Below are 20,122 nucleotides of genomic sequence, written 5' to 3'. Positions count from 1 at the left end.
ATGCAGGTGATGCGATGCGCCATCTGTTGGCGTAGCCGCTCGGCGCGATTCACTCCTGGTGAGAGTCGGGCCGGCAGCCACTCGAAGCAGAGGCCACCGGTAAGACGGCACTCCACGATGTTCCATACGTCGTATGGAAGCGTCTTCAATTCGTACCATACGACGTATGGAAGTGTCGAGCACAGAGCGTCGCAGCCACCAAGGGTCGTTGCGGGGCGAGGAGTTCGAGGCATGCGTGGCACAGGTCACTATGAGACAAGTTGACTCATAGATTGACTGTGAGTCAATCTGTCTCACATAGGGGGTCGCGAAAGATCAGCTTTCGCGACTATCCGCAGATGTCGTAAATGCCGCTGCGTTAGCGCACAAGGTCTCTACTGGAGGAAACCATGACCTCTACGATCACCAAGAAGGCCGGCAAGGGCCGCACCGACGGTGTCGTCTCCGAGCTGGCCACCTACTTCCACATCAAGCCGGGACACGAGCAGGAGTGCGCGGCGGCCTGCCGGCAGATGTGCGACGCCCTGGCGCAGGGCACCATGGCCGACACCATCAAGACCGGTCTGCGGGACACCCGCCACGTGATCTTCAACAACGGCACGGAACTGCTGTGGGCCACCACCTTCGAGACCGAGTGGGACCCCTACATCGACGACGCGTTCCTGACCGTCGGCTTCGAGCATTTCGTGGCCTGGATGCAGCACACCACCGAGTGGGACACCAAGATCGCCCCGTGGATCGAGCAGTCCGGCGGCCTTAAGTCACTCACCGGCGACAAGACGCGCGAAGGCTTCGAGGAGCACATCCTCGCAAACATGGCCGGCATGAAGCAGATCCTCCAGGACGGGCAGCAACAGGCCGCCGCCTACTGGAACCCGGTCAGCTCCCTGACGATGCCCGAGATCGTCAAGGCCCACCGGATCAACGCCGCCTTCCAGGAAGTCCTGGACAACCCCGCCGCCGAGGAAGCCCTCTCCCACCCCGCCCTCCAGCCACTCCTCGCCCAGGCCGCCAGCTGACCCCTCCCCACACCCCGGAGGGGGCACCCCCACCCCTCCGGGGCATCGACCGCTAGCCATAGGCAACTTTGTGAATGCATTCACTTTCATAAAGCCGCCTGAACCCCGTGGAGAGGCAGTTGGTACGGCCATGGCACCCGACGCGATAGCCCGCTGGCAGTTCGGAATCACCACCGTCTACCACTACCTTTTCGTGCCGCTGACGATCAGTCTGGCCGGCATCACGGCCGGCCTGGAGACGGCGTGGGTGCGCACGAGGCAGGAGAAGTATTTCCACGCCACCAAGTTCTGGGGGAAGCTCTTCCTCATCAACATGGTGATGGGTGTGGTCACCGGCCTCGTCCAGGAGTTCCAGTAAACATCCCGGTGGCGTACTGGTCGTACCGCTTCATGATCATGTTCGGGATGGCCTCCGTCGCTGTCGGCGTGGCCGGGTTGTGGCTGACCCGCAACCAGCGCTGGATCGCCCCGGCTTTCGTCACCCGGTCGGACGAGGTGCCGCACCTGATGGTCACCAGGAACCGGGCCCTCGGGCCGTTCCTGACCAAGTGGGCCTGGCGAGCGGCCATCTGGACACTGGGATTCCCGCTGATCGCGAATTCGTTCGGCTGGATCTTTACGGAGACCGGCCGCCAGCCATGGGTCGTCTACGGCCTGATGCGCACCTCGGACGCCGTCTCTCCGGGGGTGAGCGCCGCGGAGATGCTCACCACCCTGATCGGCTTCACCGTCCTGTACGGCGTCCTCGCCGTCATCGAGGTCAGGCTGATGGTCAAGTACGCCACGGCCGGCCCCCGCCTCGACGAACAGCCGCCGCAGCCTGACCTCCGGCTGCGTGATCCGTCCTCCGCCGAGGACGACAAGATCCTCACTTTCGCCTACTGACCGGCCGTCAGGACGTTTAGCCATGCACCTCCAAGACTTCTGGTTCCTGCTGATCGCCTTCTTCTGGACGGGCTACTTCGTCCTGGAGGGCTTCGACTTCGGTGTCGGCGTGCTTACCAAGCTCCTCGCCCGTGACGAGCTCGAACGCCGCGTGCTGCTCAACACCATCGGGCCCGTCTGGGACGGCAACGAGGTGTGGATGATCGCGGCCGGCGCCGCGACCTTCGCCGCCTTCCCGGGCTGGTACGCCACTCTGTTCAGCGGCTTCTACCTCCTGCTGTTCGCTGTTTTGGTCTGTCTGATCGTGCGGGCGGTGGGCTTCGAGTACCGCCCCAAGCGCGACGGAATACGGTGGAAGCGCAACTGGGAGCACGCCATCTTCTGGTGCTCGCTGCTGGCACCGCTGCTGTGGGGGCTGGTCTTCGCCAACATCGTCCACGGCGTCGCCATCGACCGGCGGCAGGTGTACACCGGCGGTCTGAGCGGCCTGTTTCACCCCTACGCGCTGCTCGGCGCGCTGACCCTGTTGGCGGTTTTCACCGTCCACGGAGCGGTGTTCGTCGCGCTCAAGACCGTCGGCGACATCCGCGTCCGTGCTCGCACACTCGCCTTCCGACTCGGTGCTCTGGCCGCCGCGCCCGCCGCGGCCTTCCTGGTCTGGACGCAGGTGGACCGCGGCAACGGCCGCAGCCTGGCGACGACGGTCCTCGCGCTGGCCGCATGGGGCCTCGCGCTCGCCTGCACCAGGGCTCGCCGTGAGGGGTGGGCGTTCACCTTCTCCGCCGTCACCGTGGCGGCCACGGCAGCCACGTTGTTCCTGACTCTTTATCCCGACGTCATGCCGTCCACGCTGAATCCGGCCTGGAGTCTGACCGTCACCAACGCGTCCTCCTCGGCGTACACGCTGGGGATCATGACCTGGGTGGGCGCCGTCTTCGCTCCGCTGGTCATCGGCTACCAGGCCTGGAGCTACTGGGTGTTCCGCAAGCGCATCGGCACCCACCACATCCCGCGGACCGACTCACCCGGACCCGCTCACGCCCCCTCTCGCGCGCCTTCTCACACACAAGGAATCGGTATGGCCCTTGCCCCTGTCCCGGACAGGCCACGCATCCTCATCGCCGGTGGCGGATACGTAGGTCTCTACACCGCGATGCGTCTGCTGAAGAAGCTGCGCCGCGGCGAGGCGAGGGTCACGGTCGTGGACCCCCGCCCGTACATGACCTACCTGCCCTTCCTGCCGGAGGCGGTAGCCGGCAACGTGGCCCCGCGCAACCTGGTCGCTTCGCTGCGCGATGTCCTGACCGGCGCGGAGGTAGTCACCGGCCACATGGTCTCCGTCGACCAGGCGGACAAGGTCGCCCACGTCCGCGCCGCGGCGGGTGACGCGCTCGAGCTGCCCTTCGATCACCTCGTTGTCGCGCTCGGCTCGGTCTCCCGCACGTTCCCGATCCCCGGCCTCGCCGAGCACGGCATCGGCATGAAGTCGGTCGAGGAGGCCGTCAGCCTGCGCAACCACGTCATGGCCCAGCTGGACCGCGCTGACTCCGCCACGGACGAGACGGTGAAGCGCAAGGCCCTGACCTTCGTCTTCGTCGGTGGCGGCTTCGCCGGGGTGGAGACCATCGCGGAGGTCGAGGACATGGCCGGCGACGCTGCCCGGGCCTACCGCAACGTCAGCCGGGAAGACATGCGCTTCATCCTGGTCGAGGCCGCCGGTCGCATCCTGCCCGAGATGGGTGCGGACCTCGGTGTCTGGACCATGGAGAAGCTTCAGGCACGCGGCATCGACGTGCACCTCGAGACCTCCATGGCGTCCTGCGTAGACCAGCACGCGATCCTGACGAACGGTGTCGAGACGGATGCTTCCACGATCGTGTGGACAGCCGGTGTCCGGCCCAGTCCCGCCTTGACCCGCTTCGGCCTGCCGCTCGGTCCGCGTGGCCACGTCGACACCCGGCCCACCCTCCAGGTCAGGGGCCTGGACCACGTGTGGGCCGCGGGCGACAACGCCCAGGTTCCCGACCTGGCCGCTGAAGAGGGCGCATGGTGCCCGCCCAACGCGCAGCACGCCGTACGTCAGGCTCCGGTGCTCGCGGACAACGTGATCGCGGCTCTGCGCGGCCGTCCGCCGAAGGTGTACCGGCACAAGAACTTGGGCGCGGTGGCCGGCCTCGGCCTCCACAAGGGCGTCGCGATCCTCTTCAACAGGATCAAAATCAAGGGTCGCCCGGCGTGGTGGTTCCACCGCCTCTACCACGGCAGTCGTGTGCCGACGCTGAACCGCAAGATACGGGTGTTCGTGGACTGGTTCTTGGCCTCGCTCCTGAAGCGGGAAACCGTCGGCCTCATCGAACTGGAGCACCCGCGCGACCCTTTCACCGAGGCGGCCACGCCGGCCCCGCCCGACGAGCGAGCGTGAGCCGCTCTCCCCTGAGGGGGACCGGTCTGGTCCCTTCCCTCTCCGCCATACCCCCGTCCGCTACCTGGAGGGCTGTCCTATGTCCCAGAACGTCGCCGTCACCGCTCACGGCGCTGAAACCGCACCTGCGAATGTGCCTGTCGACCCGTCACACCAGCGTCGCTGGTGGATCCTGCTGGTCATTTCCCTCGCCCAGCTGATGGGTGTCCTCGACGGGACCATCGTGAACATCGCCCTGCCGTCCGCCCAGCTCGACCTGGGCTTCTCGGACGCCGACCGGCAGTGGGTGGTCACCGCCTACGCGCTGGCCTTCGGCAGCCTGCTGCTGCTCGGCGGCCGGGTCGCAGACCTTCTCGGGCGGAAGGTGACCTTCCTGGTGGGTCTGGCCGGCTTCGCGGCTGCCTCCATGCTGGGAGGCGCGGCGAACGGTTTCGGGATGTTCGTCACCGCGCGCGCGATCCAGGGCCTGTTCGCTGCCCTGCTGGCCCCGTCCGCGCTGTCGCTCCTGATGACCACCTTCACCGATCCACGCGAGCGGGCGAAGGCCTTCACCGTCGCGGGCTCGGTCGCCGGCGCGGGTGGGGCCATCGGCCTCATCCTCGGCGGGGTTCTGACCGAGTACCTGAACTGGCGCTGGACCATGTACGTCAACGTGGTCTTCGCGGTGGTGACGTTCGTCGGTGGTGCGGCCCTCCTGCACCGCACCCCGCGCGACACGTCCTCGAAGCTCGACGTTCCCGGCACCCTGCTGGTCTCCGCCGGCCTGTTCTGCCTGGTCTACGGGTTCTCGAACGCCGAGACGCACGGCTGGGGTTCGGTGGCGACCTGGGGCGTGCTGGCGGCCGGCGCCGTACTGGTGGCGGTCTTCGTCTGGTGGCAGAGCAGGGCGGCGTATCCGCTGCTGCCTCTGCGGGTCCTGCTGGACCGTAACCGCGGCGCTTCTTTCGCTGCCCTGTTTGTCGTCGGCGCGGGCATGTTCGGTGTGTTCCTGTTCCTTACCTACTACCTGCAGCAGAGCCTCGGTTATACCGCCCTCCAGACCGGCTTCGCCTTCCTGCCCATGATCGTGGCATCGTCGTTCGCCTCCGCCGTGGCCAACAACGTCGTGGTGCCGCGCATCGGACCCAAGCCGGTGGTGCCGCTGGGCATGGCCATCGCGGCCGCCGGGTTGGTCTGGATGACCGCGCTGGGCCTGAACAGCGGATACGTGACGCAGGTACTGCCCCAGCTGGTGCTCATCGGCATCGGGCTGGGCACGGTCATAGCGCCCGCGATGAGTCTGGCCACCTCCGGCGTGGCTTCCTCCGACGCCGGGGTGGCGTCGGCCGCCGTCAACACCCTGCAGCAGGTCGGCGGTTCCATCGGCGTCGCCCTGCTCAGCACTATGGCCTCCGACGCCGTCACCGACTACCTCTCCGGCCGCAACCCCAAGGACCCCGGCGTCCTGGCCCAGGCCGGCCTCGAGGGCTACTCCACGGCCTACTGGTGGTCGGCGGCCATCTTCGTCATCGGCCTGGTCGTGACCGCCCTGCTCTACCGCCGGGGTGCGCCCCAGCAGGACGAGAACGCCGCACCTGTCGTTCACATGTAACTCAGGCCCGGGAGTCGCGCAGACTCTCCTCGGTTTCCCCCTCACTCCCCTATGAGACAGTATGACTCATAGTAAGGTGTAAGCCGGGTTGTCTCACAGAAGGGTGCAATAGGTTGGAAGAGAGAACTGACCCGCGTCTGCTGCGCAGCCGTGACGCCATGGTCTCGGCGGCCACCGCGCTGCTCACGGAGGGCGGACTGGAGGCCGTGACGCATCAGTCGGTTGCCATCCGCGCCGGCGTCGGCAGAGCCACGGTCTATCGGCACTGGCCCGGCCTTCTCGACCTCCGCCTGGCCGCACTGGAAGCCGGCATGCCTCCGCTACCTCCCGCGCCTGCGAAGCTTCGGGCCGCTTCAGGCAACGATCCGCGAGCGGAGCTCGTTCACCATATGAGCGCGCTCGCCGAGCGGTGGGACGACGAGCAAGCAGGTGCCGTCCTTGCCGCGGTCCTCGGCGGCTCACGGCACGACGAAGGCATGCGCCGCCTCCGGGAGTCGCTGGTGAGCCAGATCGCCGATGCCCTGCGTCCCGCTGTGGCCGCCGCCGTCGAGTGTGGCCGGCTCCGGCCCGGGGTCACCCCCGAGACGTTCGCCATGGCCACCGCGGGCCCCCTGTTCTTCGAGCGCTTTCTCGCAGGGAACCGCCTGGGACGTGACACCGTGGAGGCCATCGTGGATGCCGCTTTGCAGGGCTGGTCCTAGCGTCGCCGAGTCCCGGGTGAACGAAGGCGAGCCGGGGTGGCCGTGAGCTCCGGCCCGGCCGGTCACCCTCCGTTCAACCGGGGTCGACCAGGACGGTCGGCCCTTCTTCCGCCCGGCCGCGCGCCGGGCCCCGTTGGCATTGCCGGCAGCAGACCATGAGTCCCCGCTTGCCTTGAACTGCAGCTCCACCTGCAGCAAAGCCTCTGCCACAGCGCCCTGAGACAGGCCGCAGGCTTCTGGTGATGTGGCGCAGGTCACTATGAGACAAGTTGACTCATAGATTGACTGTGAGTCAATCTGTCTCACATAGGGGGTCGCGAAAGATCAGCTTTCGCGACTATCCGCAGATGTCGTAAATGCCGCTGCGTTAGCGCACAAGGTCTCTACTGGAGGAAACCATGACCTCTACGATCACCAAGAAGGCCGGCAAGGGCCGCACCGACGGTGTCGTCTCCGAGCTGGCCACCTACTTCCACATCAAGCCGGGACACGAGCAGGAATGCGCGGCGGCCTGCCGGCAGATGTGCGACGCCCTGGCGCAGGGCACCATGGCCGACACCATCAAGACCGGTCTGCGGGACACCCGCCACGTGATCTTCAACAACGGCACGGAACTGCTGTGGGCCACCACCTTCGAGACCGAGTGGGACCCCTACATCGACGACGCGTTCCTGACCGTCGGCTTCGAGCACTTCGTGGCCTGGATGCAGCACACCACCGAGTGGGACACCAAGATCGCCCCGTGGATCGAGCAGTCCGGCGGCCTTGAGTCACTCACCGGCGACAAGACACGCAAAGGCTTCGAGGAACACATCCTCGCAAACATGGCCGGCATGAAGCAGATCCTCCAGGACGGGCAGCAACAGGCCGCCGCCTACTGGAACCCGGTCAGCTCCCTGACGATGCCCGAGATCGTCAAGGCCCACCGGATCAACGCCGCCTTCCAGGAAGTCCTGGACAACCCCGCCGCCGAGGAAGCCCTCTCCCACCCCGCCCTCCAGCCACTCCTCGCCCAGGCCGCCAGCTGACCCCTCCCCACACCCCGGAGGGGCACCCCCACCCCTCCGGGACCCGCGTGACGACTTGCTCCACGCACAAAAGCTTCGGAAGGCACCATGACCACAAAGACACGCAGCGCCCCGGAACTCGATGACATCCAGGCTGCTGCTCTCCAGCCGCGGCCGACCCCCTACGCGGGCTCCTACCTCGCCCTGCGCATCGACGACCGGCGACAGGGGCGGGAGCTGCTGCGGCGGCTCACTCCCGCCCTCGACTCGGTCGCTTCGTTCGACCCCGAGCGTCAGGTCTCGCTCGCGGTGGCACTCAGCTTCCAGGGCCTGAAGGCCTTGGGGGTGCCCGAGGAGTCGCTGGCCACCTTCCCGGAGGAGTTTCGCGAGGGCATGGCCGCGCGGGCGGCCTATATCGGGGACGTCGGGGAGAGCGCGCCGGAGAACTGGGAGGGCCCGCTCGGTTCAAAGGACGTGCACCTCATCCTGGCCGGACTCGCCCCGGACACCGCCCGTCTGGAGACGGTCCTCCTCCTGGTCCGCGACGCCCTGCGCGATCTACCCGGCGTCGCCTCCGTCTGGCAGCAGGACGTGCACGTCGGACCGGACGAGAAGGAGCCGTTCGGTTTCCGGGACGGCATCGGTCAGCCGGCGATCGAGGGCACAGGTATCCCCGGTACCAATCCGCACGAAGAGCCGCTCAGCGCAGGCGAGTTCGTCACCGGATACGTGGACGAGACCCACGGCATCACGCCCGTTCCGCAGCCCGAGGTGCTCGGGCGCAACGGAACGTACGTGGCCTTCCGCAAGCTGTACACGCGAGTGGCCGACTTCCGTAAGTACATCCACGAACGCGCCACGGACGCCGCCGACGAGGAGTTGCTGGCGGCCAAGTTCGTAGGCCGCTGGCCCAGTGGTGCCCCGCTGGCACTGACGCCGGACAAGGACGATCCGGAACTCGGTGCCGATCCCGAGCGCAACAACGCGTTCATGTACGGCGACGACTCGGAGGGCCTCAAGTGCCCCGTGGGCGCCCACGCCCGGCGGATGAACCCGCGGGATGCGGTCGTCACCGGCGAGGTACGTCTGCACCGCATGATCAGGCGCGGTACGACCTACGGCCCGCCGCTGCCCAAGGGAGTGCTGGAGGACGACGGCGCCGACCGCGGCATCATGTTCGCCTTTGTCGGAGCGCACCTGGACCGGCAGTTCGAGTTCGTCCAGAGGCAGTGGGTGAACGACGGCAAGTTCATCGGGGCGCCCGCGGACAGAGACCCGCTGATCGGCGTGAACGACGACGGTCAGTTCACCGTCCCGCGCAAGCCGATCCGCCGCCGCTTCAAGGGGCTGCCACCGTTCGTCGTCAACCGGGGTGGCGAGTACTGCTTCATGCCCGGCCTGTCGGCGCTGCGCTGGCTCGCCGACCTCGACACCTGACATCTCCCACGAACCACACGACAAGGAGCGTTTCTCATGGCTGACCACTTCTCCGGGCCGCGTGCCATCGCCGACCCTGCGTCCGACATCTGCGACGTGTACGCCTTCCCGAGCCCGGAACGGCCGGGGAACCTGGGGCTCGTCCTGAACGTGCTCCCGGCCAGTGCCCCCACGGCCCTGTTCTCCGACGCGATCACCCACCGTTTCCGCGTCCGGCCGATCACGTCCGTGAGCGAGGGCACCACCGCGGCGTTCGATGTCGGCGAGGACGAGTACGTCTTCGACTTCACCTTCGATGCCCCCCAGCAGATCGACGGCACGGACACCCTGGTGCAGACAGGCACGTGCCAGGCCCCCGGCGGCCGGAAGGTCACCTTCCAGGTCGGCAACGAGGTGCCCACCGAGGCCGACGGGCTGAAAATCTTCGCCGGGTCGCGGCTCGACCCGTTCTTCATCGACTTCGTGGGCGTGATCACCACCGATGCGACGGGGAAGCTGTCCTTCAGGTCTGACGCCAGCAATGCCCTGGAGGGCCTGAACGCACTGAGCATCGTCCTCGAGGTCGACGCCGCGGTGCTCGGCCCGGCCGCCGGCTCACTGGTGGCGGTCGTCGGCGAGACCCTGACGTCCGGTGGTGGACGCCCGATCCAGCTGGAGCGCATGGGCCGACCGGAGATCAAGAACGTGATCCTGTCGAGCAAGAGGTTCGACACCGTCAACCGCGATCTGGAGATCCGCGACCTCTACAACGAGGAAGACACCTTCAACATCCGGCCCGACTATGCGGGCGCCTACCGCGCACGGTTCAACGCCAACCTGGCCTGGCTCGACAATCTGGACGGCAAGACCGCCTGGCCGCTGGACGAGCAGGGCGCCCACCCACTGACCGAACTGCTGCTGGCGGACTTTCTCGTCGTCGACCTGTCCAAGCCCTTCTCCGAGGACGGCTGCTTCGAGATCGAGACCGCCCTGGTCGCCGGCCGCCCGCACACGACCTGCGGTGGCCGGTCACTCAACGACGACATCGTCGACACGCTCTACACCCTGCTGGTGGGCGGCGTCGACAGCGAACGCCTCAGTGACGGCGTCGACCAGGCCACCCAGCCGGCCACTCGCACCTTCCCCTACCTGAACGCTCCCAACCCGACCCCACCGGACCTGATGGCCCGCCTGGCCGCACAGATGCCTCCCCGCGAGGAAGCGGCATGACTGGGGCGTCTCCGAAGGAGAGCGAACCGGTCACCACGAACGGCACCATCGCCATGGTGAATCTGCACGGACAGATCGACGGCCTGGCCGTACAACTCAGCCGTGCCGGTACCGGTGAGACGCCGGACGCTCCGTTGGCGGTGACGCAAGGAGCGGCCCTCATCGACCTCCTCAACCTCCGAGGCCACATCCTGGGCCGCGTCGCTGACTACGAGCAGGCCGCGGACCTCGCTGAGCGGCTCGTGCGCGCTGCACCCGAGGACAGCACGGCCCTGCTAGCCCGCGCCAGGACGTATGCGACCCTGCACCGCTTCGCCGAGGCCGTTGCCGACCTCCGCGCGGCGGGCCGCAGCGGCGCAGACGCGGCCGCACTGGACGCCGAACGGGCTGTCGTCTTGCAGGCCCTCGGCTGCTACACGGAGGCCATCGCCCTGATCCGCAAAGCGGCGCAGCGGCAGAGCGACTTCACAACGTTCGGCGCGCTCGCCGTACTCCAGGCGGAGCGCGGAGAGGTCACCGAGGCGACGCGGTTGTTCGACGAGGCGCGGCGCCACTATCAGGGGACCTCGCCGTTTCCGCTCGCTCAACTGGACTTCAGACGCGGTGTGATGTGGCACCGCGAGGGCGATCTGGACGAGGCCAGCTCGTGGTACAACGCCGCCCGGCGCCGGGTGCCCGACTATGCTCCTGCGCGCGGCCACCTGGCCGAGGTGGAGCTGCTGCGTGGAGCCCCTCAGGCAGCCCTCGCCCTCCTGCGTCCCCTCACGCAGACCAGCGACGACCCCGAGTACGCCGCCCACCTCGCGGCCACATTGCACTCAGTCAACCGCGTCCATGAGGCGCAACAGTGGCGCGAGCACGCGGCAGCGCGCTACGACGAACTGGTGCAGTGTCACCCGGAGGCCTACGCCGACCACGCGGCCGACTTCTGGCTCACCGTGGGTGACGACGCCGACAAGGGGCTCGAAATGGCCCTGCAGAACCTCACATTCCGCCAGACGGCCCGTTCCCATGCCCTGTTCCAGCGCGCCGTCCTCGCGCAGAACCGGGTTGCACAGGCTGCCCCGTAGCCGCTGAGCAGCAGCGCCGATGGCTATGGGGCACGGACGGGGTCGGCCGGACGCACAGGGGTGCCCGTTCGGCCGACCCCGCACCAGCCCACCAGGGGCAAATGTTCCTGACGCCTAACCGGTTGGTGCCCGCACCCCTTGAACCCTCGCAGCGCCGCTCACCCCTTTGTCGTCCTGGGGACCGCTGCAGCCCCCGAACCCGAAACCACTACTGAAGAAGGCTCAAAACGATGGACACCATGCTGGCAGGACGCGTCCACCTGGACACGAAGAAGTTCCTCCTGGAGGAGATCCCGATCCCCGAACCCGGACCGGGCGAAGTACTCATCGAGGTGAAGGCGGCCGGCGTGTGCCTCTCCGACCTCCACCTCATCGACGGAAGCATCTCGCCGGTTCACCTGAAGTCCAACGTGCTCACCCTCGGGCACGAGCTCTCCGGTGTCGTCCACTCCCTGGGACCCGGCCTCAAGCGGCATTTGGCCGTCGGCACGCGGGTCGCCCTGCAGGCGGGACAGCCCTGCGGCGAGTGCGCCACCTGCGTCAGGGGCGGCACGTGCACGTCGTTCCGCGGCCGCGGCGTCGACTACGACGGCGGCTGGTCCCAGTACACGATCGCCCGTGAGGACACCGTCGTCCCCATCCCCGACACGCTCCCCTTCGACCAGGCGGCAATCATCCCGGACGCCGTCTCCACCTCGTACGCGGCCCTGGTCGAGACCGTGCAGGTGCGTTCCGCCCAGGCCGTGGGCATCTGGGGAGTCGGCGGGGTGGGTGCTCATGCCGTTCGGCTGGCCCGCATGATGGGTGCCGCGCCGATCATTGCCGTCGACCCGCTGCGCAACGCACGGGAGCGAGCCCTCGCGTTCGGCGCCGATATCGCGCTCGACCCGGCCGACCCTGGTTTCGCCGAGGCCGTGCTGCGGGCCACCGGCGGACTGGGGCTGGACTACGCCTTCGACTTCGCGGGCGTTCCCCGGGTCCGGGAACAGGCGTCGCCCCTCCTCGGTAACCACGGTTCGCTGGTCCTGGTGGGTATCACCACGGAGCCACTGACAATCTCCGAGAAGATGACCTTCAACCTGAAGAACAAGAAGGTGTTCGGACACTACGGATCCTCGTTCGACCACGTCTACGAGCTGATCCGGCTGGCCTCCAGCGGCCGTCTCGACCTGGCCCCGTCCATCACCGACCACATCCCCCTGGCCGACGCCCCCGAGGCGATCCACCGCCTACAGCACAAGATCGGCGATCCGATCCGCCTCATCCTCGTTCCCTGACGACTCGATCGAGCGCGTGGGCGTGCCGGTCGTGCGCTCTACGAAGGCGCGCGGCCGGCGTGTCCCCCGTGAAGAGCAGGGGTGCGCACAAGAGGCCGAATGCTCTCTTCGATCGGCTACGGGCATCCGGCGCGGCTTCCTGGACGGCACCGCGAGCTTCAGCGGCGGGCGGCATACGCTCGGCCTACCCGTCCGGGACGAACCCCATGGCCTTGAGAGGGGCGTGGCTCCCGCTGACCAGCCACAAGGCCAGCACTTCGAACCGGGGGACATGACGGAGCTGCAGTTGCCCCGATGAGCAACGTTAGCGTGCTCACCCTGAGGCTGGCACACTGAAATTGTGTCTCTGCTGATGACCGCTGCTGATCAAAATGCGTCCTCATCGATTTCTGGGGCCGCCATCGTGTCGGTCTCCGCATTGGTCTTCACCGTCGCATCATTCTGGTGGCTCAACGCCAGACAAGGACGCCTGAAGTCGTGGGAGCCTCATTCCTTTGCAGCGATTGCCCACGGTTCCACGGCTCGCCTGCGGTTTCCGCTCGTCCTTCACAACACCGGTGCCAAGCCGATAGTCGTGCAGGATCTCAGGGTAACCTTCCCTGATGAGCCCGCCTCTCATCTGCCATTTCTGTGGACGTGTTCACCATCCCGTCTCGAACCCGGGCCGGACGAGAAACCGGATTTGCCGGCCGGATTCGTTGTGGGCGGCAGAGAAGCGCAACAACACTTCATCGAGTTCGAGGCACCTTTTTTTGCGTTCGTTCCGGAGAGCCGTGACTACAAGGTCCAAATCGAGGTGATGGTTGGCCACCGCAAGGGGTGGCGCCCGCTTCTGACGTTCACGTTGAGGGCCACCAACATCATTCATCCCGAGCGGTACACCGTCTACAACAACGCAGTTTTCGAACTGACGAAGGAAGACCGGCAAAAGGCAGACGCTGCGCTCCTGGAGCTGTTGGACGAGCAGGACAAGGACGCTTCCGGCCAGGGCGAGACCAAGCAGCGAGACTCTTCGAACGACGAGGGCAACGGTACGGACTCATAAGCCGCGAAGACGGTCCCGAGATCGGTCAGGGCGAACGTGTCGACACCCTGCCCGCTACCGTCGGACCCGGTCATGGACGTTGCCGGGACGACGATACTGAAGGTTTCGGTTACCGGACCGTACGAGCGGCTCACCTCGGCGCCTGGAAACGATCTACACGTTCGCGGGAAAAACCATCACTGGTGCGGTAGTAGTACCTGACCAGGGTCCAGCAGACACTGACTGCCATGGACGGCCCGGCAGTCCGCACCCGGCGACGAAGCGCTCCTGCTGAAGGGCGCCGTCACCCTGGTCGCGCAGGCATCTGACCGGTTGGCCGATGCCGAGTCTGGCCACCTGATCATTGATCTCACGCTGAAACCGTGAACACGAGAAGAGATGGCGAGCGGAACGGCGCACCCTCGTCCCCCAGCCGACGCACCACGCTGGCGAGCCGCTCAATGAGCACGGGACCACGGGGCCGCCCGGTGTGGTCGGAGCGGAACGGGCCTCTACCCCGCCGAGCAGGCAGCACTGGCAGCCACAGCGCTCGTCTCCCAGATTTATGTCGCGGCAGCGGAGCTGGCCGCGCTCGCCGAACGCCTCGTGGTAGTACCCACACCGATGCAGAAGGCGGGCATCCCGTGCGGTGAGTGACGGGCTGGGCCTGCCACGTTAGACCGTCAGCAGCACCCCGGCCGGGCTCACAGACCCAGACGGCGACACCTGGATCATCGGAGTCGAAAACCGCCAGTCGAAAGGCCACATCACAACAATCGTCATCAACCACATCGCGCTCTTCATCGTCGAAGCCGACTCACCGACGCTTCACACGGAACTCGCCATGAAACTCGACCCCACCGGCACCACACCCACCAGGCTCTGGCCCGAGCCCCAAGAATTCAAATGGCCAACCGCACCAGTCCTCACACCCAACGAAGTAGACGCCATCAGCGAAGGAACACACCCGCTCCCCAACACCATCACCGGCTGACAACCAACCACTGCCACCACCTCACCCATTCACAATGCCGGCCGGCTCATCAACTGGTCTGATGACTTCCTGCACATGACGCTCAAGACGGTCTCCCGCCCCCGCGGAGCCAAGGGCTTCGTCGTCCTGCCCCGCCGCTGGAAAGTCGAACGCACCCTCGGCTGGATCATGAAAGCCCGGCGAGACGTCCGCGACTACGAACGTCTCCCTCAGCACTCAGAAGCGCACCTGACCTGGGCACTCATCACCCTGATGACCCGGAGGATCACCCGCAGCGGTCCTCGCAAGGACTGGTCGAAGAAGCGCTCGACGGCATCTCGGCTCGCAGAGGATGCTTGAGCCTGAAGGTCAGCACCAGGGTGCTGCCGAAAAATAGATCGCCAGGTCGGACCAAGCCTCCTACCGTTCCGCCATGCAGATCGTTGTGACGCTGGACTGTGTCGACACCGAAGCCCAAGCGGACTTTTGGCTCGCCGCACTCGCCCCGCTGGACTATCGGCGCGGCTTCCATGGACCTCCCTACCTGAGCCTGATCGGGCCCGCTCCTGCACCGACCGTTCTCCTGCAGCACGTCCCAGAACCAAAGCAGGGCAAGAACCGCATGCACCTTGACCTCGACTTTGGCACCGAAAACCTGGCGTCCGAGGTTGATCGCTTGGAACGGCTCGGCGCTGTGAGGCTCTCTGAAGAACTCAGCGAACACGGCTTTCGCTGGGTCGTCGTGGCCGACCCGGAGGGCAACGAGTTCTGCGTATTCAACCCCCCGAACAGCATCAACGTTGCCGAGTAGATACGACGTCGGGCAGGTTCCCCCGAGGCCTGTTCATCCGTCGACTACCGACCCTTGCTGTCTGGGCCCCCGGCGCCGGTGCCCCGCCTTTCCAGACACTCACTCAGTCATCGCGGAACTCCCTTCGAGCGGAGGCAGAGCCCGCCGCGCGGTCACGGCAATAGCATGCTCGGATGCCTGCCGATCCTGACCCTGTCGCGCTGGCGGACCTGGCCCGACGGCTGGTGCGCACGACCTTCAGGGCGCGCGCAACCGAACCACAGCCGCTGGCGGCCGGCGCCTGGTCTCAGGCCTTCGAGCTGACCATCGACGGCATGGAGATGGTCCTGCGTATCGGCGCGCACGGTACAGACTTCGCCAAGGACGAGATCGCCGCCCGTTGCGCCGGACCCAACCTGCCGGTCCCGCCGGTGCTGGCGAGGGGCGTGTTCGACGACTGGCAGTACGCGATCTCGGCCCGCGCGCACGGGACCGGGTTCGACGACCTTTCCGCTGCCGACGTGGCGCTGACGCTGCCGAGCCTGCTGACCGCGCTCGACGCCATCGGCAGGATCGACCTTGTCGGCACCGCCGGCTACGGCATCTGGACTCCGGACGGGCGAGCGCCGTACGACTCCTGGGTGGACGCGCTGCTGGCCATCGGTACCGAGACGACCCGGGTACCTGGCTGGCGAGCAACGCTGGCCAACTCCGAGATCGGGCCCGGGCCGGTGGAGGCCGGGCTGTCCGCAATCGCCACACTGGCGCCGTACCTGCCCAACGAGCGCCAAATGATCCATGGCGACTTGCTCAGCCGCAATGTCCTCGCTGCCGACGGCACCGTCACCGCCGTGCTGGACTGGGGCAACGCACTGTACGGCGACCACCTCTACGACGCGGCCTGGCTCATCTACTGGTGGCCCTGGTACCCGCAATGGCGCACCATCGACATCCACGCCGAACTGCTCACCCACTGGCACGCCACCGGGCCGCTCCCGACCCACCTGCACGAGCGCCTCCACGCCTACCTCATCCACATCGGCCTCGACGCCATCGCCTACTGCACCTACCAACACCGCTGGGACGAAGTACGGCACAACGCCGACACCGTAGTCGCGCTGACCCACCGCGCGCCGGGCGAGATCGTCCTCAACCCACCCAGGATTGGACCCCCGTGACCGCGGCCATCGGCGCCCAACCGGTTGCGGCCCAAAAGTCCCTACGCCGCCCATCTGCGCGTCGCGGTCGGTACAACGGAAGGTTCAGGGCCGATCTACGGGAAGAGGGCCGATGACGGATGTGGGAGCGGGAGATCGCCTCCCCTGCCGGGCCGCTGCCGGGTGCGGTGCTCGATGTGCTGGAGCACGGCGACGGCTGGGTCGGGCACGTGCAGCCGGCCACCGGGCGACCGGCCAGCGACATCGACAGGGCCGCGACTGCCATCGAGAACGTCGACCCCATCGGCCTGTAGCCGGTCTCGACACAGATCAGGGCCGCGCAGCTGTTGCTGCGCGGCCCTGATCACGTGCGCCCAGATTCCGACCACCGTCGCCTGAAGGCCGGCGCCCGCGGAGGGTGAACCAGTCGGACAGCAGGGCCTGCCCGGAGGCAGCCATACGCTCCGAGCGCGGGCGGGAAGGTCAGGCGGGGTTGATGTTCTCGGCCTGGGGGCCCTTCTGGTCCTGGGTGACGTCGAACGTCACGGCCTGGCCTTCCTGGAGCTCACGGAAGCCCGAGGAGTTGATCGCGGAGTAATGGGCGAACACGTCCGGGCCACCGCCGTCCTGGGCGATGAATCCGAAGCCCTTCTCCGCGTTGAACCACTTCACACTTCCCGTAGCCATGTCTTGCCTTCCAGTCGATGAACGCCCCCACAACGTGCGGAAGGCATAGGTGATTGATCGCCCTGGTCCTGCGTCACAGCACAGCAGAACGCCCACGCCGAAGACGTGGGCGAAGGGGAACTTCCGAACCATGACAGCTGACGCAAACGCTACACGCCACACACCCTGTCACCAGAGGAAATGACCACGCGTCCCACCCGGCTGCGATGTGCCGGCGGCCCGCCGGTACCCGGCGGGCGCACTTCCTCATGCCGCGGGCGGACCGGACGCTTCTGCGGCGCGGCGGTATTCGACGTTGATGCGCTGGGCTTCTTCGAGCTGGTCTTCGAGGATGACGATCCGGCACGCGGCCTCGATGGGAGTGCCCTGGTCGACGAGCTCCCGGGCGCGGGCGGCGATGCGCAGTTGGTAGCGGGAGTATCGGCGGTGGCCGCCCGCGGAGCGCAGCGGGGTGATCAGGCGGGCGTCGCCAATGGCGCGGAGGAAGCCCTGGGTGGTGCCGAGCATCTCGGCGGCCCGGCCCATGGTGTAGGCGGGGTAGTCGTCGTCATCGAGACGGCCGAACGAGTCGTCTGCTGTCATTGCACCTCTCTGTGGACCACGCTGGAGGGGCCCTGGTGCCATTGGCACCAGGGCCCCGAAGGAACTTCTACACCATCTGCCGGCCCTGGTACTGCGCCGGCCTTCTTGATCCGCACCAACTCACGGGGGATGAGAGCGTGTGCGGGGATCGCGGTTGCTTGACCGGAGACCACCTCACTATCGATGTCCTGCGGTACCCGGGCTCAGACATCCGCCCGGGCGATCCTGATGGCGCCTGGCTCCTCCGTTCTTTCCCTCTGGGATCAATCACTTACCTACTGCTGGTACTGCTCTCCTGCGTACTGCTGCGTGGCCTGTGACAGCGCCACGCTTCGGCAGCCAGCCCCGTCGCCCGTCCTGCGTCTGCTCTGGCTTAGAACCCCACTGCCGAACCTCCCGGTGCGCGCGTCCGCAGCCGACGCCTTCACCGAGGTGCTGCTCACTGACTTCACTGCTGGGTACTGCGCACTGCACTTACTGGTACTGCCACTGCGGTTACCGCTCGTGGCGGCCCCTGATCACTGCGGGCCACCCGGTCCGGCCGTCAGCCCCGTCGCCGTCCTGCAACCGCTCTGGCTTCGGAACTCCACCACCGCACCGTCCTGCGTACTGCAACTGCGTGTACTGCTGCCCGCCAGTTCATCTCTGCCGGGCCCTGTTGATCTCGGCTACGAGAGAAACCATAACCACACCACCACCCAATGTCTACTCCAGCCAACATAGATTTTTGAGTGTTCGGCGGTGAGGTAATCGCCCTCGAACGGAGCAGGGCGCGGACCGCTGGCACCTGCTCCAGAACCTGGCTGCAGCGGTCGGGAAGACTTGCCACCAGCACCGCTCCTGCCTGCGCAAACGCGCCGACGAGGAGACCGCCCGGCTTCCCGATGCGCCACCACTGATGGACCTACCACTGCCTGAGCTGCCCCGGACGCAGATCATCGAGCGGACCCGGCACCGGCACGCGGACATCCACCGCCTCGTGGCCGCTGGCTGGACCATCAGTGCCATCGCCCGGCGCCTGAACCTCGACCGCAAGACCGTGCGGCGCTTCCGTGACACCGACCTGGACCAGCTTCTCGCTTCCGCCCACGAGCGGCGCCCGGCAGGCGTTCTGGAGCCGTTCAAGCCGTATCTCAACACCCGGTTCACGGAGTCGCTTGGCCAGGCCAGCGGCAGCCGTCTCTTCCTCGAAATCCGAGAACGCGGCTACCGCGGCAGCTGCCAGGTCGTCCGCAAACACCTCGCTACCCTCCGCGCGGGCAACGCCGAACGCGTGCGAGCCGACATCCCCAGCCCCAGGAAGATCACCGGCTGGATCATGCGACCACGCGAGGGCGTTGTCACGTTGTTGGGTGTGCGGGTGTCTGTCGGCGTGTCGGGGCATGGTGGACCGGGGTGCCGACCTGTGCTCAGGCGGTGGTGGACCGGCCGGTGACGCCGGTGACCTGGTCCCAGATGGCGAAGCGGATGGTCATTTCGGCGCGGTGTTCGGGTGCGGTCATCAGGTGGCGGCGGGGGCGGAAGTGGGGTGAGATGCCGCTGAACGCGGACAGGAACCGCTGCGCTCCACCAACGCTGCGGAAGCCCTTCATCGCCCGTTCACGCTGCCGGGACGGCTGGTGGGAGTTCTCGGCCCGATTGTTCAAGCCCTTGTGCGAGCGGTGCTCCACCGAGGGCATGACCTCGCGGTGGGCGGCGCCGTAGGAACGCAGCTTGTCCGTGACGATCACCCGCGGCACCGCCCGGGTCCTCTTCATCAGACGGCGGAAGAAACGCCTGGCCGCACCCTTGTCCCGTCGGTTCTGGACGAGGATGTCGAGGACGTTGCCGTCCTGGTCGACGGCCCGCCACAGATACTTCAGCTCGCCGTTGATCTTGATGAACACCTCGTCCAGGTGCCATTTGTCGCCGGGCCGGGGCCGGCGGCGACGCAGCCCGTTGGCGTAGGCCTGGCCGAACTTCCGGCACCAGCGGCGGATGGTCTCGTGGGAGACGATCACGCCGCGCTGGAACATCAGCTCCTCCACCTCACGGAAGCTGAGAGAGAACCGGAAGTACAGCCACACACAATGGGAGATCACCTCGACCGGGTACCGGTGCCCCCTGTACGACGGCGGCACAGACGACACCAGCGATCCCCTCCCCAGCGTGATCAACACGAAGATCATCCCACCCGGTCAGCCAACGTGACAGCGCCGTTTGAACTGGTGGAGCCAGGCGAAGGTGCGCTCGACGACCCAGCGAGTCTTGCCCAGGCCGGAGCCGTGCGGGACACCGCGGCGGGCGATCTT

17 protein-coding genes and 4 pseudogenes are annotated in these 20,122 nt (G+C 67.0%); 17 read left to right on the top strand and 4 right to left on the bottom strand.

The annotated features are described in order from the left end of the window. Positions 1–389 precede the first annotated feature (389 nt). The 16 genes and pseudogenes from ACFYP5_RS37495 (at position 390) to ACFYP5_RS37420 (ending at position 16,876) form a co-directional block, all read left to right on the top strand. Positions 390–1,019 carry a hypothetical protein gene (locus tag ACFYP5_RS37495; protein WP_389044290.1) on the top strand — a complete coding sequence of 210 codons (630 nt, stop codon included), beginning with the start codon at positions 390–392 and terminating at the stop codon, positions 1,017–1,019. Between the two features lie 130 nt (positions 1,020–1,149). Further along, positions 1,150–1,904, top strand: a pseudogene (locus tag ACFYP5_RS37490) (cytochrome ubiquinol oxidase subunit I). 22 nt (positions 1,905–1,926) lie between these two features. After that, a pseudogene (gene cydB / locus ACFYP5_RS37485) lies at positions 1,927–2,874 on the top strand (cytochrome d ubiquinol oxidase subunit II); the annotation flags it as partial. A 108-nt stretch (positions 2,875–2,982) separates the two neighbouring features. Then, positions 2,983–4,326, top strand: coding sequence for an NAD(P)/FAD-dependent oxidoreductase (locus ACFYP5_RS37480; protein ID WP_389044366.1), 1,344 nt, complete (start codon positions 2,983–2,985; stop codon positions 4,324–4,326). A gap of 79 nt (positions 4,327–4,405) precedes the next feature. Then, complete coding sequence (locus ACFYP5_RS37475) at positions 4,406–5,917, top strand: MFS transporter (protein ID WP_389044289.1); 1,512 nt, start codon at positions 4,406–4,408, stop codon at positions 5,915–5,917. A 113-nt stretch (positions 5,918–6,030) separates the two neighbouring features. After that, positions 6,031–6,618: a TetR/AcrR family transcriptional regulator gene (locus ACFYP5_RS37470; RefSeq protein ID WP_389044287.1), complete on the top strand. Its 588-nt coding sequence runs from the start codon at positions 6,031–6,033 to the stop codon at positions 6,616–6,618. 398 nt (positions 6,619–7,016) lie between these two features. After that, positions 7,017–7,646, top strand: a complete 630-nt coding sequence (locus ACFYP5_RS37465) for a hypothetical protein (protein ID WP_389044286.1) — start codon at positions 7,017–7,019, stop codon at positions 7,644–7,646. An 87-nt stretch (positions 7,647–7,733) separates the two neighbouring features. Beyond that, complete coding sequence (locus tag ACFYP5_RS37460) at positions 7,734–9,062, top strand: Dyp-type peroxidase (RefSeq protein ID WP_389044283.1); 1,329 nt, start codon at positions 7,734–7,736, stop codon at positions 9,060–9,062. A 36-nt stretch (positions 9,063–9,098) separates the two neighbouring features. Continuing rightward, positions 9,099–10,271 carry a DUF4331 family protein gene (locus tag ACFYP5_RS37455; RefSeq protein WP_389044281.1) on the top strand — a complete coding sequence of 391 codons (1,173 nt, stop codon included), beginning with the start codon at positions 9,099–9,101 and terminating at the stop codon, positions 10,269–10,271. Continuing rightward, the gene (locus tag ACFYP5_RS37450; RefSeq protein WP_389044278.1) at positions 10,268–11,341 is read left to right on the top strand and encodes a tetratricopeptide repeat protein; all 1,074 of its coding nucleotides are present in this window, start codon (positions 10,268–10,270) and stop codon (positions 11,339–11,341) included. Before ACFYP5_RS37455 ends, ACFYP5_RS37450 begins: the two co-directional genes overlap by 4 nt. A 230-nt stretch (positions 11,342–11,571) precedes the next feature. Further along, positions 11,572–12,618, top strand: coding sequence for a zinc-binding dehydrogenase (locus ACFYP5_RS37445; RefSeq protein ID WP_389044275.1), 1,047 nt, complete (start codon positions 11,572–11,574; stop codon positions 12,616–12,618). 340 nt (positions 12,619–12,958) lie between these two features. Then, positions 12,959–13,663, top strand: a complete 705-nt coding sequence (locus ACFYP5_RS37440) for a hypothetical protein (protein ID WP_389044273.1) — start codon at positions 12,959–12,961, stop codon at positions 13,661–13,663. Between the two features lie 1,009 nt (positions 13,664–14,672). Beyond that, a pseudogene (locus ACFYP5_RS37435) lies at positions 14,673–14,975 on the top strand (transposase); the annotation flags it as partial. A gap of 73 nt (positions 14,976–15,048) precedes the next feature. Next, positions 15,049–15,426 carry a VOC family protein gene (locus tag ACFYP5_RS37430; RefSeq protein ID WP_389044272.1) on the top strand — a complete coding sequence of 126 codons (378 nt, stop codon included), beginning with the start codon at positions 15,049–15,051 and terminating at the stop codon, positions 15,424–15,426. 173 nt (positions 15,427–15,599) lie between these two features. Beyond that, positions 15,600–16,583, top strand: a complete 984-nt coding sequence (locus tag ACFYP5_RS37425) for a phosphotransferase family protein (RefSeq protein ID WP_389044269.1) — start codon at positions 15,600–15,602, stop codon at positions 16,581–16,583. A gap of 119 nt (positions 16,584–16,702) precedes the next feature. Further along, positions 16,703–16,876 (top strand): hypothetical protein, encoded by a 174-nt coding sequence (locus tag ACFYP5_RS37420; RefSeq protein ID WP_389044268.1) that lies wholly within the window; start codon positions 16,703–16,705, stop codon positions 16,874–16,876. A gap of 169 nt (positions 16,877–17,045) precedes the next feature. Here ACFYP5_RS37420 and ACFYP5_RS37415 read toward each other — a convergent pair whose 3' ends face one another. Both ACFYP5_RS37415 and ACFYP5_RS37410 read right to left on the bottom strand, forming a co-directional pair. Further along, the gene (locus tag ACFYP5_RS37415; protein ID WP_389044267.1) at positions 17,046–17,249 is read right to left on the bottom strand and encodes a cold-shock protein; all 204 of its coding nucleotides are present in this window, start codon (positions 17,247–17,249) and stop codon (positions 17,046–17,048) included. 246 nt (positions 17,250–17,495) lie between these two features. Continuing rightward, positions 17,496–17,831 carry a MerR family transcriptional regulator gene (locus tag ACFYP5_RS37410; RefSeq protein WP_389044265.1) on the bottom strand — a complete coding sequence of 112 codons (336 nt, stop codon included), beginning with the start codon at positions 17,829–17,831 and terminating at the stop codon, positions 17,496–17,498. A gap of 898 nt (positions 17,832–18,729) precedes the next feature. Between ACFYP5_RS37410 and ACFYP5_RS37405 the strand changes: the two genes are divergently transcribed. After that, the gene (locus tag ACFYP5_RS37405) at positions 18,730–19,266 is read left to right on the top strand and encodes a helix-turn-helix domain-containing protein (RefSeq protein WP_389044262.1); all 537 of its coding nucleotides are present in this window, start codon (positions 18,730–18,732) and stop codon (positions 19,264–19,266) included. Here the strand turns inward: ACFYP5_RS37405 and ACFYP5_RS37400 are convergent. Both ACFYP5_RS37400 and ACFYP5_RS37395 read right to left on the bottom strand, forming a co-directional pair. After that, positions 19,241–19,999: an IS6 family transposase gene (locus ACFYP5_RS37400; protein ID WP_389044260.1), complete on the bottom strand. Its 759-nt coding sequence runs from the start codon at positions 19,997–19,999 to the stop codon at positions 19,241–19,243. The two genes, ACFYP5_RS37405 and ACFYP5_RS37400, sit on opposite strands and share 26 nt — an antisense overlap. Positions 20,000–20,026: 27 nt before the next feature. Further along, a pseudogene (locus tag ACFYP5_RS37395) lies at positions 20,027–20,122 on the bottom strand (IS5/IS1182 family transposase); the annotation flags it as partial.

The organism is Streptomyces sp. NPDC005262, from assembly GCF_042872425.1.
In the GTDB taxonomy this organism is placed as follows: domain Bacteria; phylum Actinomycetota; class Actinomycetes; order Streptomycetales; family Streptomycetaceae; genus Streptomyces.
This window is presented reverse-complemented; position numbering and strand designations above follow the sequence as displayed.